This window comes from Aquabacterium sp., assembly GCF_030652515.1.
Classification (GTDB): domain Bacteria; phylum Pseudomonadota; class Gammaproteobacteria; order Burkholderiales; family Burkholderiaceae_C; genus Aquabacterium.
Genome location: NZ_JAUSAR010000005.1, coordinates 41,920 through 55,937, shown reverse-complemented (window position 1 = coordinate 55,937; position 14,018 = coordinate 41,920). Strand labels below are relative to the sequence as shown.

Here is a 14,018-nt window from a genome sequence, read left to right as displayed (position 1 = left end):
CGACGCCAAGCTGTTGATTTTTATGGAATTTTGGTGTCATCAATTGCATTTACCCCACGATTTACCCCACAAAAAACCTGGGCTGTCCTGGGACGTCAAGCGACGGAAAGCAAGCGGTTTCGCCTGAGAGCGCACCCAATTGAGTCTAGCATTCGAGGACTCCGCATCAAGGACCGCATATGGCGCGCACGTTCACCTAGCCGGGGCTGGAGGGATTCGTTTTGCTAGTCGCCTTAGGCTTGGGCACAGGGGGACGTTTGCGAGGCCTATTTGCTCGACGACCCAATCGAAGTGTGGCTCCCAAACCTGCATTCGCGCCAGGCGTAGCGCATCGAGAACTGTTTTGGACAACCGCTCTTCCCCCAGCATCTGTACTACAGGCGCATACGCGAGGATGTCGACTGTCGTTGCAATCGTGAGAGAACCAAAACGCTCACCAGCCATTCGCCTGGCCTTTTTTTCGTCGATGGCCGCGACCAGTCCATTGCGGTTAGCGAAAGCCAGCGTGGCGGCCTCTCCGTCCCCAAGCGAGTCGGACGTTGAGCCAGAGACGATTGCGATGAATCTTTCGAGCGCTTCCTCGTCCAACTCCACGACATTCAGTTTCCTGCGGTCGATAAGCTCAAGGAGCTTCGTCGACTCTCCATGACCATTCTCTGCGCCCCCTTTGATTTCCCCGACCACGGTCTCGGTGACACAGGTGAGGCCAGGAAGTTCCTGCAAAATCGCTTCTGCATGGCCGGTGGCCAGCAAGTTGATGATGATGCTGGAGTCGAGAACGAGAGTGGTCGATTGCTCAGTTAGGCAGCTTGAAAAGGTCATCTACCTCGTCCTCTTGAGCCTCATCGAGTAGTTCTCGCACCATCTCACGGCTGAGCTTGAGCAAATCCGACATCTGCCCCTCACTGAGCAGGTCCCTTTTCCAGGCCTCGATGGCCAAGAGGTACAGCCGCGACGATTGCTGTGATTGGACAGCTGGGGCCTCGTTGCCATCCTCCCCCAGTACCTGTCGGACTTGCTCGTCGGTGATACCGCCGTTGTCCTTGAACCAATCCCACGTTCCCTTTTTCGTTAGTCCAAGTTCTTCCAGCCTCATGACCATAGCCTGGCGCGATACGCTGAAGAAATTGGCCAGCAAGATGATGTGTCGGCGCGTGAGGTGCGACGACCCAATCGTCAACTCTTTAAACTTCTCCATGACCGTTCGCGTTGGAGTCAGAAATGCCCGTGCAAACGCATTGGCATATCGCTCCTCTCGCGAATTGTCGTACATCTCGTCCTGATAAATCTCAGGCCTGCGACGAGTAGCAATAAAGTGCCCCAACTCATGGCTCCCCGTCTGGTTACGTCTATCCCGGCGGTGGGTCGAGTTGATAAGCATGCAAGCGCCCACAGCGTCGTCATAGGCGAACAATCCAGACACTTTGCCGTCAAGCTTGCGCGTGTACACCCGGATGCCCAATTGCAGCTCCAAGATGACGTAAAGGTCACGAATAGGCCCATCCCCCAACCCGAGCCAGTTCCGTAGGTTGAGGGCATCCTGTTCAGCCTGTTGGCGCACATCTCCGGCTAGGATGCTCTTTTCGGCGGGATAGTTGTAGGTCTTTTGAACACCCAGAATGTTCTCAAGCTCGACCTCGGCCTTGACCAGGTCGTTGAGCATCTTCGCTGCCGAATCTATACATGGTTCGCCAGTTTCAGCGAGCGTACGAAACCGAGGTACGAGGTCCACATGAACAGACTCGCGACGCAGGATTGAATTGACGGACACGCTGTAGGACCTGCACAGGTCCTGCAGCTCCATAAGCTTGGCAGCGCGCTGCCCCTTCTCGATGGCCACCAACGTGGTTCTTGAAAGCCCGGCAGCCTTTGCCGCTACGTCTTGCGTCTGGTTAGCGGTCTCCCGCGCGCTTCTAAGTCGCTCGCCGAGCTCAAGTTGGCTCAGTTCATAGTTCTCTTTAGTCATGATGCACTACTACGTATCCATTGCCTCACGAAAGACCTCGGTCCAAGGTCCTTCGTGAAGGCTGACCACTCCTTGGCGTGTTGCCGCAGCAGCCGGTCAAGCTTCTGCGACACGCTGACTGGACTCTCCCCGAGGGATTGAGCCAGTTCAAAATTACTTAGTCGGCTGGTCAGTTGGTAGTCAGACCTACCTTGAAGCCCTGCCAGGTGCTCAAAGTGGAGAACCCCAGCAACAGAGTACTGGTGCAAGGCGTTGGTAAAAAGGTCAAAGTTCTTGGCAGCCCCCGCTTCCCAAGTCTTGGTGCGCAAGGACTCCCAAACGTAGACATCCGTTGCCTCTTTCAGGCCCGCCGCGTGGACGCTCAGGCGCCGCAGTATGCATGCAGCGCAGATCCCGCACTGCCGCCTCGTTCCATTAAATCCAATTTGGCGCGAAGTCTGCCAACAAGAACGGGTCTTGTGCCACTTGGAGCCGCCTTCGCAGTTATCTACGAACTCTTTCAAGGTCTCGCCTTTGGTCATCCACAGACGCGGGAACTGGTACTTGAATCGATAGCCCAGCAAGGAATACACGAAGCGTTCCATCTGCGCAGTGAAGGCGGGATGATTTCGATAGTCTTCGTAGCCATGCCCCACAGGCAGCAAGACAGGGGCGAGAGCGCCTTGCCCGCTTTCAGGAACGATAGCCACAGGAACGTCAATCAGGTACCCTGCCATCGCAGAAATCAGGCTGAATTTGAAGCCTCTGCTGCGCGCGCTGCTTTCACCATCCTTTTTCGCGATTTTCACTTTGTAGGGAACTGCATGAAAGGGCATCTCTTTTCGTTCCTGCCTTGAGATGTCGCGCTCGCTGGTGCCGATGCGCACGCGCACTACCCGTCCGTTGAGCTTCTTGCCTTCGAGCGCCGCTACTGCCTGCGAATCCATGCCGTCGCTGTACGCCATGACTGCCTCCGCGTTCATCGGAAACCTCATCGTCTCTTGCGATGGAGGAGGCATGGGGACATTCCGAGCACGAAACACGATTTGCCAGTCGTCGCCAGTCAGTAGGTTCAATGCATCCGTCAGAGCCCCGTGAACTGCCCTGTCCATCCACCTGTAAACATTGTGCACAGGCACATGTAGAACGAACCTACGGCCCCAGTTCATAGAACTGCGGACCAGGGTGCGGTCGCAGAACTCCACGGCCGCAGCGACGAGAAAAGCGTCATAGATGACTGGGTCCCATCGATGGGTCGAGAAAGACTCTAGAGCCTCCGTTTCGAACCGGATGTTCCCACCAATCCGGCAAGGAACGGCACCCCTCTTGCAAGCTCCATATTGATCGATGACATCGACGGTCATCTCTTTAGGCTCATAGATGGTCACAGCCGCACTCCTTCGTCCAGGCCGGTGTTTCTGGTACTTGGCCGAATCCTGGCGGTACGTGCTTCGACAAGGATGCTACCCAGCGAACTATCCGGCAACGAATCGATAGCAACTTGAAAACGATGAACTACCTTGTTAGCCCGGAACTCGTTCGTCTTATCGAGGTAGTGCTCGTGAAAGGCCCTGACGTTGGCTTGACCGCGCATCTTCGCTGCGACACCAATAGCAATGATGAAGCTATCGGGTTCGAGCTTGCCCTCGCTGACCAGCATTTGGCTGCACTTCACCGCATGTTGCCCAAAGACCGACCCAGCGGCAAGAGAACGAGCGAGGTTCAACTGGTGCATCGCAATCTCTGGAGAGCCAAGAGAGTTGCCCTCGCACTCAAAGACACGCTTTATGGCCTTGAGCAAAGGAGCCGACACTTCGTTGAAGTCGCTTAAGAGCGCTGCCGTGGCGGCATGAGTGACCTCCGTCTGCGTATAGGCTGCGTTGTCGCAAAGCTTAGCCAACTGTCGCCATGGCCTCCTTAGGCCAAGGCTCCTGTGCGGTCCGTCACTCATTGGATTTCCTCCATTTGTCAAAGTTTATGCTTTTTTTATTGACTTTGTCAAATTAATCACTTGGCCGACCACATGCCCGGGTTACCAGGGCAGACCCAAGGCGCACTACAGCATTCAATCCCAGAGTGATCTCCAAGAACATTGAACACAAATTCGGCGCGCCCTCGCGGCTCCTACCGGGGGCGCTGCGAGTCGGTTGCGGCTGAATGACGCACGACACCACTCGCATCGCCGCGTACCGACCGTCGAGATGGCTGCGCCCGTCCCGGCGGCAGGCACAACACGGCCCTTGGCAGCTCGACTCACTCACGCACAGTTACTGGCGCAGAAAGCACCAATAATTTAGCTATTTCCATTTGAAAACGATGGAATACTGTCTTTTCACGGCATGGGGCATGATTGCCAAGTGGAAATAATTCATCCATTGACAGCCAAAAAAGCTAAAATAATGGCGCCATGGCCAAAAAAATCGCCCCCTTGCTCCCGTCCACTGAAGAACTGCTGCGTCAGTTCGGTGATCGGCTACGTCTCGCCCGGCAGCGACGGCGCCTGTCGGCCAAACAGGTGGCCGAACGTGCTGGCATGTCACCGATGACCCTGCGCAGCCTGGAGCGAGGCGGGTCAGGTGTGACGATGGGAGCCTACCTGTCCGTCATGCAAGTGCTTGGCATCGAGAACGACCTTGGCCAACTGGGCAAAGCAGACCCACAGGGACGCGAATTGCAAGATGCGCGGTTGCCTGCCGCCAGCAAGAGAACTGCAAAGCTTGCGCCAACCACACTTGCCAGCCCCTCATCGGCGAACCGCTCAAAGCCGATCGTTGATGCCGTGGATCAACTGCACCGACTGATAGAGAAATCGCCTCAGGACCAACTGCGCAAAATGTTGGCGTCGTTGCCAAGAGAGCAGTTACGCAAAGCGCTCGAAGCACTGCCCGAAATGCAAATGCGCAAGGCCATTGACTCTTTACCATCAGAGCAAGTCAAGGCGGCCATGCATCAACTGGAAGCACCAGGCACGGAAATCAAGAAACTATTGAACGCCACAGAAAACGAGCAGAGCTGGCGGGAGCAGAGCGGCTTCTCTGATTCCGAAACGCTTGCTGGGTTGATTCGTCCCCTGGAACCCCTGTCAAGGAAACGGCGCTGACTCATGGCCATCATCGCCATCTATGCCGATTGGGACGGGCTGCCCGCGCCACTCCGTCTGGGCGTACTGCATGCCCAACGCGGCGCGGGCCGTGAACTCTTCGAGTTCGCATTCGACACGGCCGCACTAGCGCACCCAGACGTACTGGACTTGCAGCTTGATCCCCGACTCGGCCTCTTTGAGGGCCGACAGCATCCTCCCCAAGGTCATGAAACCTTTGGCGTTTTCTCCGATGCCAGCCCCGATCGCTGGGGCCGACTGCTCATGCGCCGCCGACTGGAACGCGAGCAACGGGCGGGTCGAGTCGCCAAGACAGTTCGACTTCACGAATCGGACTATCTGCTGGGTGTGCATGATGCCTTCCGTGTCGGCGCGCTGCGCTTGAGGCTTGATGATGCGGGCGACTTCCTTGACAACCGACACGGGGTGGCTGCACCGCCGTTTGTCCAACTGCGCGAGCTGGAAGCGGCCAGCCTTGCACTGGAACGTGATGACAACAACACGGCCGCAGCGGGCGACGATTGGCTGCGCATGCTGATTGCGCCGGGTGGCTCACTTGGCGGTGCGCGACCAAAGGCCAGTGTGGCCGACCCAAATGGCCATTTGTGGATTGCCAAGTTCCCCAGCGTGCGAGACGAACACGACGTGGGCGCATGGGAGCTGGTGGTGCACACGCTTGCGCGCGCCTGTCAATTGCAGGTACCTGACAGCCTGGCACGCCGCTTCGCCAATCCGCACCACACCTTCTTGGTGAAGCGCTTCGACCGCACCGCAGACGGCCGGCGGCTGCACTTCGCCTCTGCGATGACGCTCACCGGCCATCAGGATGGTGATGACGGATCGACGGGCGTCAGCTACCTGGAAATCGCCCGCGTACTGATCAACCATGGTGCGCAGACTGATGGTGATTTGCAAGAACTGTGGTCGCGCATCGTGTTCAACCTCCTGGTCTCTAACACGGACGATCACCTGCGCAACCACGGCTTCATCCTGATGCCCGGCAAAGGTTGGCGCTTGTCCGAGGCCTACGACATGAATCCCGTACCCGGATCACAGGGACTGAAGCTCAACATCAGCGAGGCAGACAACGCAATGGACCTAGACCTGGTCCGATCCGTGGCACATTACTTCCGCGTCGATACCGAGACCGCCGATGCGATCATTGAGCGAAGCCAGGCGGTCGTGAGGCAGTGGCCAACAATTGCCGACCGCTTGGGCTTACCCGTCCAAGAGCAAGAGCGCATGGCATCAGCCTTCGGGCTTGCGCAATAGAAGTCTGCGAGAAGGACCGCTTGGCTCACCCTTGCCTCGCCAGCTCGTACCGTGCTGAAGCAATCGTGCAGCGCCAGTAGCCGATCAAACTTCAATCGGCCCAGCACGTCGCGAACCTCATTCACTCAGCGATGGAACGAACAAATCATTCGTCATGACACCGTTGACTTCATCGGCACCGCTCCGTACATGACTGATCGACCCAGGCTGTCCTGCCGCAACAAACTGTCCACCCTGAACCAGCAAACCATCGTAGGCCAACACCCTCAAGCGATTGATCCGCTTGGTTCCCTTCGGGAATCGAATCAGGTCATCGAAAAGCCTGGGGTGATCAGCCCGGGTCAGCTCAAACACCAGACGAATCGGCTCACCCGGCACTTTGGCATCGGCGCTCATTCAGCACCTCCCGCCTCGGCCCCACCCTGGTCCGAACGCGATGCCTGCATCACAGTGCGCGCATAGTTCTGCCCGGCGAGCTGAAACCCCCGCACATTGGCGAACATCGGCTCCTTCACTTCATGGATCTTGTGCAGTGGGAACGCCGCCTTGACCGCCTTTCTAAACAGGAACGCCCCGCCCCCGACCAGGATGATGTTCTGCAGGCTGTGCGGTGATTCGATCCACTCCCTCATGGACGACACCGCCTGCGCAGCAACCGATTCGGCCAAGGGCAAATGGCGGCTCATGTCGTAGGCCTTCTGATAGATCACCGGCGACTTGCCGGTACGCAGAGCCCGGTCAATGACGTCGTAGTCGTTGTATGGCGTGCCAATGCTCTTCGTGATGTCACGGGCGAGCAAGCGAAACACATCCGACATGCCTCGGTTGAGGGAGTGGCTTTGCTTTTGCACCATGCGCATCCCCCGGGCCACGATCCAGTCGAAAGTTCGCGAACCCGGATCGATGATCAGGCTTTGCTCGTTGCCGATGGTGGCCATTCTCTTGTGCTCGGAAGCGTAATGAACCAAGGCGCCCTGGGGCTGCGCCACGGCGAGTGCCTTGCCGACCGTCACCGTCCTTCCACCACCCACATCGTGGGTGCCCACCATGAGCTTTTCCAATGCGGTCTTCTTGGCCGCGAAGTGTGAGACGGGCAAGCCAACAACGAGCAGATCGATGTGACGCAGCTTCATCATGCTCAACGCACCGCGCAGCAGTGCCAGGTACTCCGGCGACTCTGTGTACGCATCATGCAGTTGCCTGGCGCGGAAGGTATCTGCTGCAAGGCCGACATCAGGGCCGACCTCGTAGAACAGAGGCCCGACAGGGATGCACACCGTTTGGCGGCGCTCGCTCGCGGGCAACGCTGGCACAGCATCGCTGCTGGGGTAGGCGACGGACTGGAAGCTGGCGCAACGGATGTCTGTGCCCGTTGCTGCCGTGACGAACTTGGTGTTGCCCGATCCGACATCCACCGCTCTGACGATCAATTCCATGATGAGACTCCAAAACAAGGTTTCAGGGGTGATCAGCATCGACATGCCAACGCGATCTCGCCACGCAAAATCCCCGCTCAAATGACTCGATTTCGTCATCAGGCCAACACGATGTCAGCCAACTTGCGCTGCACTGACATTGAATTGGCGCTGGAGGTCGCCGGGATGAGCTTGGGGCCTTGCGTGTGTCACCACGTTCTCATTCGAATGACACCCGTCAACCCCTGGCGCCAAGCCGCCCTGCACTCAACGCGCACCTCCAATTCGCTCTGCAATCGACCGGATGGGAACCAGAGGCAAGCCGATCTGCTGTCAAGCCCGCATGCAGCCTGGCTCTACGGCCCTATCGGTAAATAAGCACGGCTCAAGGGTGCGTCCCGACACCCACATTCGCCACCCGCATGGCCCCACGATCCGGGGCGATTGCGGCGGCCTGCCTTGACCTGGTTTTGCCATCGGCGTCAACTACAGATTCCCGAGGGCCGTCCTGGCCCTGCTCCTGATGGAGCAAAAGGCGTCGCAGTCGTTACCTGCCCTTCAAGCTCCGGCCTTTTGAGCCGGATCTGCCATCGCCCCTTGAGGTGGTGGCCGTGAGGATTGTTTCGCAGTGCATGCACCAGTGGCCTGGCCAGCGTTCGCGCTGGGCGTTCCTGAAACGCGCCATGGTCTTCGAGCACGCAGTCGGCACCCGATGCCGCACCGCTGTTCCCGTCATCCCTTGAGCACGCGCCTTGGCGCACCGCACGGTTGTGTTTGCCTTTTTAGGCTCCCCGTGCGACCTCGCTCATGAACTCGACACCGCCCTGGACTTTCGGTCAGGGGTGGACCCATGCGAGTGGATGGCGCTCCGAATCCAGAACTGATCCACCACAAACGCGTCAGGCCAGACCTGCGCGCCGATGCCACTCATGCCCCTGAGGCACCTTGGCATCACCAACCCCATGGCTGCAGAAATGCACAAGTGGGCCGGATCAACCATTTCGTTTTTAAGACAGACCGAGCGGGCCGGTGTCGATGCTTCACAGCAGGCACACCGACCGGCAAACCTTTTGGGTAGGCGCAGCACTCGTCGTGGTCGCGTGGCGCGCTGAATCTTTGACCACGAGCCGATAGGGCGACGGAATCCGTGCCATCGGCGATCTCAATGGGATTCCACTTTCACGCACACCTTCGTGCGCATGTTCGTACAACCCCAACCCGCTGTTCGGGCAGCGGGCACCTGACCATGGAATTCACATCATGTCTGAGCCATCCACCCCTCGACCTTCCAGGCGCAGGATTCAGGAACCCTCCAGCCCCGGGCGCTCAAGCCAGCATCAGCCCACGCGACGGCAAAGCTGGGCGGGCAAGACACCCCAGGAGATCCTGGCTCGCTACCCCGCAGGCCAGACACCGCCCTTGAAGGTGCTGGAGGTGTTGATCGAACTGTTCAACACCCTGCACACCTCGCTGGCCAAAACCGTCTCGCACAAGACACGTCAGGAGCGTGCCCAGTTCTTGCGGCGCTTCTTTAGTGAGCTGAAGGCCAAGGCCGGGTTCAAGACCGTGCCCGACCCGCGCAACCTGGGGCAAAAGCACATCCAGGCCATGGTGCAGGTCTGGCAGCAAGAGCACCTGGCACCGGCCACGATCCAGACCTACCTGAGTTTTCTGCGCGGGCTGGCCATGTGGATGGGCAAGCATGGCTTCGTTCGGGCACCAGATCACTATGGCTTGAGCCTGGACGAATACCAGCGGCATGAATACGCCAGCCGGGACAAGAGTTGGTCGGCGCAAGGGGTGGACATCGACGCTCTGATCGATCAGGTGTGCGAGCACGACCGCCATGTGGGTGCATCGCTGCGGCTGATCCACGCGATGGGGCTGCGGCGCAAGGAATCGGTGCTGTTCAGGCCCTTCGAGAGCATCGTGCCGTTTGAGGCCACCGGCCTGTCGCCCGATGAGCAGGAAGCGGATCGGTATGCCTGGGTCAAGGGCAAAGGGGGACGGGTGCGCTACATCCCGCTGGACCGCCCAAGCAGGGTCCTGGCGGTTGAATTTGCACAGGGCGTGGTGTCCAGCCAGGATGCACACATGGGTGATCCAGCCCATGACCTGCGCAAGAACCTCAGGCGCTTTGACTACGTGGTGGCGAAGTTCGGCATCACGGTTCGCGAGTTGGGGGTCACCGCGCACGGGCTGCGGCACGAAGTGCTGATCGGGCACTATCAGGCCCTGGCCGGTGGCCCGCCCCCGGTTCGCGGGGAGGGCACTGTGGCACCCGAGCTTGATCGGGCTGCGCGGCAGGCCGTGGCCCACCTCGCTGGCCATGCGAGGGCCCGCGCGGCTGGCGCGTATTTAGGGGCCGTCCGCCCTCGGAAAGACCCGCCCGACCTTGACGGCCATGCTGATGGCGAGCCTGTCCACACATCGGGCTGAAAGACATGGCCGCAGTGGCGCAAGGCCATGACCCTGCGCCACCTTGTAGGCTGTTTCACGAAACGCCCAGGCTCACACCGCCAGTTCAACCACCGCATCAGCATTGGTTGCCTCTACACGACCAGCGCCACCGTCATCGCCAGTCGGCTTCGAGGAGGCACCCGTGCGCAAGCACATCGGTAACCAGCCAGCACCGGCCATGGCCTGCTCGGCCCCGCTCACTGCGGCGTCCTTCTTGAGCGCCGCCAGTGGCGCTGCGGCATTGATGTCCACCGCCTCGGTCACCACCTCCAAAAGGCGCGCCTTGGACACATGGTTCAGGTACGAAGGGCCACTGGCTGTCCACCAACGGCGCATGTCCAGGCCAAGCGCCAGCGCCAGGGCATCCGTCCTTTGGGTCGCAGGCTCCACACCGTAGATGCCCGTGACCGTCGAGGCAACGGCAAAGGTCAGCAGTTGCAGCACCGTGGCCTGGTCTTGCGCCAACAGCCAGGGGAACATGGCATCCAGGTCTTGCGGGAGCTTGTCAGCCCAGGTGCGGCGCTCGGCATCCATCCGCAGCCACGCCGGACTGGTTTCGATGTCATCGGCAGCGGCTCGCAAATCAGACTGGCTGCCCGTGGCCGTGATGGCCAGGACGGGGTCCTGCTGGTGACAGCGGTAGTCGTGGTTCAGGAACAGCTTTTGCGCCAGTTGGGCCGTGATCGCCACCAGCGCCACATCCGGGCGAGCGATCAACTCGGCTTGCACGGCAGCCACCCGGTGCGCGGTCAGGCGGCGCATCAGTTTGTCGGAGTGAACAGGCCGAGTCTTGGGGGATGGCAAGGAAACCATGTCGGCTTGCCCGCCATCGCCCGCCTGCCGCGCGGCCTGTGCCATGTCGCTGCGGTCGTCGGGTCGGATCAGCCCGTACTTCACGGCAACGGCACCGTTCTGGCCCACATGGACCACGCATCCGGCCTTGCCCATCAAGTCGCCGGGCCAAACACTGAGTTCGTCCTCGATGGCCTTGACTTGTACCTGCAAGGCCGAGATTTCGCGCTCAAGGTCGTCATAGGCTTCTTCGCTGCCCTCCCCTTCATCGTCTTCCAGGGCGTCCATGCGTGTTTGCAATGCGGCCATGTTGGCTTCCAGGTCTGCCAAGGTCGCGGCCTCCGGCTCATCGGGTTCGCGCCGGGTCTTGCGCAACTCACCGTGGTTGAGATATTCGTCGCGTGAGTAACGTGGCCGCACGTCCACCCATTTCCAGCCTTCCGAGGCCACCTGCTTGGCCTTTTTCTGCAACTTGTCGGTGGCGAGCTTTTCCAGCAAGGTCGCGTCCAGCAGGTAGGCCTTCTTGTCATCCTCGCTGAACAAGTCGCGCCGCGTGGCACCGCCCGCCTTCTCGTAGGCTTTGAGCGTCACGTACTTGGCCACGGGGTCCCGGTCGGATTCGATTTCGCCGCCGGTCAGCAGTTGTCGCAGGTAGTCGGGGCGGCGGTTCCATTGGGGCAAGCCGATCCAGGCCTTCTCTTGCCGTTCATGGTCATCCACCGAGGCCAGCACCATCAGGCATTCCAGGCTGATCTGGTCTTCCCGAAACAATGCCATCAGGGTCGGGGCCACAGTGGCCAGCTTCATCCTGCGCTTGACCACCAGCGGCGTCACGCCGAAGGCAGCGGCCACCGTCTCGGGCGACTTGCCCTCGTCCAGCAGGCGGGAGAAGGCCAGGAACTCGTCGGCGGGGTGCATGGGCACGTGGTGCAGGTTTTCCGACAGGCTGGCCATCAAGGCCTTGTCGGCGGCCACGATCAGAATGGGCACAGGGTAGTTGTCGGGGATCTGGCCTGTACTGAGCAGCAAGGTCAGCGACTCCAGGCGCCGACCTCCTGCGCACACCTCCAAAGTGCCCCTGGGCCCTTTGACGACGATCAGGTTCTGCAACACGCCGCAGTCCAGGATGGATGCGGCCAGTTCGGCGATGCTCATCTTCGACGTGCTACCGCCCGACCGGACCTGGTAGGTGGTGGACAGCACCAGCTTGCTCAACGGTGCCGTGGTGCGTGGGGATGCCGCGATCAGGGCATCGATTTCTGCTTTGCTGAATTTCATGGGTGGCTCCTGTGTGGTTGAGGGACAGGCCATGTGCTTGTCCATGCATTCAGGATCTCACCGGCTCTGGCTCGTGCAAGTCGGTCTCGCGTCTGGAACAGGTCATGCGATAGGATGACTTGAACGAGGTAGCATGCCCGCGCTACCCCCTTAGCTAGAAGTCGATCAACCACGCCATGCTCCTTGAGGATTTCAACAAGATCCAGTCCGACGCCGCCTTGAATGACTTTGTCATCCGATACGGTTTGAAGGAACTGAAGAACACTGGTCCGGCATCCGCCGTTTTGGGCGAATGGACCGGCGCAGTGGATGGCCGCGCGGTCTACCTTAAATACCGCTGGTTCGACCCTTCAGGGCCGTTTCAGAACGAGCCGGATGTGCATGTTCTGCGGCTGAGCTTGCGCACGCCAAGCGGCGAACTCCTGGGCGAGCATGAGGTTCGCTTTGGCGATGTTTGACGGCAAGGACAGCGGGCTTTAGCTTCGGCCTGCCCCGCGCCAAGAATGTTTGCAAGCGCGGAGCAACCCGCGCTAGACTAAGGGCGCTTCGATTCCACATCGAACCGCGCTTCACGCACGTGAGCGCATCGCCGGTCAGCGTGACGCGCCGGTGCCTGCTCTGGGATGGACTTCCCGACAGGGGCTTTACTCACCTAAAGGTCCCTGTATGAGCAAACTTGCCCAACTTCGCCGGTCCGCTTTTTCGCGCCAGAATGGTCGTTGCCACTATTGCGACCATCCCATGTGGGAAGCTGATCCGAAGGCGTTCGCCCAGCGCTGTCGGCTTACCCTGGCCCAGGCCCGCCATCACCGTTCGACGGCCGAACACCTGGTTGCCAGATGCGATGGAGGCCGAGATGTCGCATGCAATGTCGTGGCCGCATGCTGGATATGCAACAGCCGTCGCCACAGAGGCCGCAGTGCAAACGCCCCTGACCCATCGATCTACAAAATGGCCGTCAGGCGGCGGTGCGCCCAGGGAAAATGGCTCCCTTGGGTCGGATCCCATGCCGGTCAACCCATCGCGCGTACCACGGCGGCAATCATCAGTTCGGCGTGAGCCCGGGGCACCTTGAAGGCGTCGTGAAGGGTCTCCATCGCGGTCAGCAAGCGCTGTATCTGCTCGTCCAGTTGTTGAGGGCTTGTGAGCGAGAAACCGATGCGGCCGTTCTGCACCGTCTCTTCCTTCACATCCACCAACATGAGGAGGATCAGTTGGATTTGGCTCACCTCCGGAATCAGGAAGTGCAGCCAATAGCTCCAATGCCCGTCCACAGCCCGAAAGAAGCGTTTGACCTCCGGGATCGAGACCAATGCCCGAGGGTCATCGTCATAACCATCGACCTGGATGACGACGCGCCCTGCGAATTGGTGAACATGCTTGGCACAGTCGCTGAACAGCATCAGCCGCTCCACTGTGCTTCCTATCCGCAAGGATTCGATATCCTGCCTGGAGACAAGCACAACTGCCAGGTCAGCACCTTGTGCGCCACGGTCAAAGCCGTCAGCATCCGTGAATCTGATGGTCATACTTTGATCCTCCTGAGTTGAGCCGATCACTCATCTCACCTCAACTTCATGCCGTTGCAACCCCACCGCCGCCCCACGGCGAAGGTCGGCGATCCGGTCAAGCTGACGACAAAGCTTTGCCAGACAATGCACCAAGTCAGCGAGTGCAGCAACGCGTCGGCATCGGATGCGGATGGCTCTCTCACGCTGTTTGCGGGCAGCAACCAGCGGCAGGAGCGTCGCTGGCC

Annotated in this window: 13 protein-coding genes; 5 read left to right on the top strand and 8 right to left on the bottom strand. The window is 59.7% G+C overall.

Annotated elements, in window-relative coordinates; all coding sequences use genetic code 11:
- Positions 1 to 192 precede the first annotated feature (192 nt).
- From Q7V20_RS00385 to Q7V20_RS00370, 4 genes are all read right to left on the bottom strand, one after another.
- Positions 193 to 822 carry a PIN domain-containing protein gene (locus tag Q7V20_RS00385; protein WP_304786001.1) on the bottom strand — a complete coding sequence of 210 codons (630 nt, stop codon included), beginning with the start codon at positions 820 to 822 and terminating at the stop codon, positions 193 to 195.
- Positions 797 to 1,966, bottom strand: a complete 1,170-nt coding sequence (locus Q7V20_RS00380; protein ID WP_304785999.1) for an XRE family transcriptional regulator — start codon at positions 1,964 to 1,966, stop codon at positions 797 to 799. Before Q7V20_RS00380 ends, Q7V20_RS00385 begins: the two co-directional genes overlap by 26 nt.
- Positions 1,963 to 2,910, bottom strand: a complete 948-nt coding sequence (locus tag Q7V20_RS00375; RefSeq protein WP_304785997.1) for a 7-cyano-7-deazaguanine synthase — start codon at positions 2,908 to 2,910, stop codon at positions 1,963 to 1,965. Before Q7V20_RS00375 ends, Q7V20_RS00380 begins: the two co-directional genes overlap by 4 nt.
- A gap of 419 nt (positions 2,911 to 3,329) precedes the next feature.
- Entirely contained in the window at positions 3,330 to 3,845 is a 516-nt protein-coding gene (locus Q7V20_RS00370) for a hypothetical protein (RefSeq protein WP_304785995.1), read from the bottom strand.
- Positions 3,846 to 4,352: 507 nt separating this feature from the next.
- Here Q7V20_RS00370 and Q7V20_RS00365 point away from each other — a divergent pair.
- Together Q7V20_RS00365 and Q7V20_RS00360 are read left to right on the top strand one after the other, a co-directional pair.
- A complete protein-coding gene (locus Q7V20_RS00365) occupies positions 4,353 to 5,045 on the top strand; it encodes a helix-turn-helix domain-containing protein (protein ID WP_304785993.1) in 693 nt (230 codons plus the stop codon).
- A gap of 3 nt (positions 5,046 to 5,048) precedes the next feature.
- Positions 5,049 to 6,317 (top strand): type II toxin-antitoxin system HipA family toxin, encoded by a 1,269-nt coding sequence (locus tag Q7V20_RS00360; protein ID WP_304785992.1) that lies wholly within the window; start codon positions 5,049 to 5,051, stop codon positions 6,315 to 6,317.
- 117 nt (positions 6,318 to 6,434) lie between these two features.
- On the opposite strand, the gene Q7V20_RS00355 is transcribed toward Q7V20_RS00360, so the two are convergent.
- Together Q7V20_RS00355 and Q7V20_RS00350 are read right to left on the bottom strand one after the other, a co-directional pair.
- Positions 6,435 to 6,713 (bottom strand): hypothetical protein, encoded by a 279-nt coding sequence (locus Q7V20_RS00355; protein ID WP_304785990.1) that lies wholly within the window; start codon positions 6,711 to 6,713, stop codon positions 6,435 to 6,437.
- Entirely contained in the window at positions 6,710 to 7,753 is a 1,044-nt protein-coding gene (locus tag Q7V20_RS00350; protein ID WP_304786128.1) for a PRTRC system protein D, read from the bottom strand. The genes Q7V20_RS00355 and Q7V20_RS00350 overlap by 4 nt, the downstream gene beginning before the upstream one ends.
- A 1,239-nt stretch (positions 7,754 to 8,992) precedes the next feature.
- Between Q7V20_RS00350 and Q7V20_RS00345 the strand changes: the two genes are divergently transcribed.
- A complete protein-coding gene (locus tag Q7V20_RS00345; RefSeq protein ID WP_304785988.1) occupies positions 8,993 to 10,171 on the top strand; it encodes a phage integrase N-terminal domain-containing protein in 1,179 nt (392 codons plus the stop codon).
- A gap of 72 nt (positions 10,172 to 10,243) precedes the next feature.
- On the opposite strand, the gene Q7V20_RS00340 is transcribed toward Q7V20_RS00345, so the two are convergent.
- Complete coding sequence (locus Q7V20_RS00340; RefSeq protein ID WP_304785986.1) at positions 10,244 to 12,262, bottom strand: ParB/Srx family N-terminal domain-containing protein; 2,019 nt, start codon at positions 12,260 to 12,262, stop codon at positions 10,244 to 10,246.
- Between the two features lie 176 nt (positions 12,263 to 12,438).
- Here Q7V20_RS00340 and Q7V20_RS00335 point away from each other — a divergent pair, with 176 nt between their 5' ends.
- Together Q7V20_RS00335 and Q7V20_RS24295 are read left to right on the top strand one after the other, a co-directional pair.
- Positions 12,439 to 12,720: a hypothetical protein gene (locus Q7V20_RS00335; protein ID WP_304785984.1), complete on the top strand. Its 282-nt coding sequence runs from the start codon at positions 12,439 to 12,441 to the stop codon at positions 12,718 to 12,720.
- Between the two features lie 208 nt (positions 12,721 to 12,928).
- A complete protein-coding gene (locus Q7V20_RS24295) occupies positions 12,929 to 13,321 on the top strand; it encodes an HNH endonuclease (RefSeq protein ID WP_370652370.1) in 393 nt (130 codons plus the stop codon).
- Here Q7V20_RS24295 and Q7V20_RS00330 read toward each other — a convergent pair.
- Positions 13,276 to 13,791 (bottom strand): hypothetical protein, encoded by a 516-nt coding sequence (locus Q7V20_RS00330; RefSeq protein ID WP_304785982.1) that lies wholly within the window; start codon positions 13,789 to 13,791, stop codon positions 13,276 to 13,278. The genes Q7V20_RS24295 and Q7V20_RS00330 overlap by 46 nt on opposite strands.
- Positions 13,792 to 14,018: the final 227 nt, after the last annotated feature.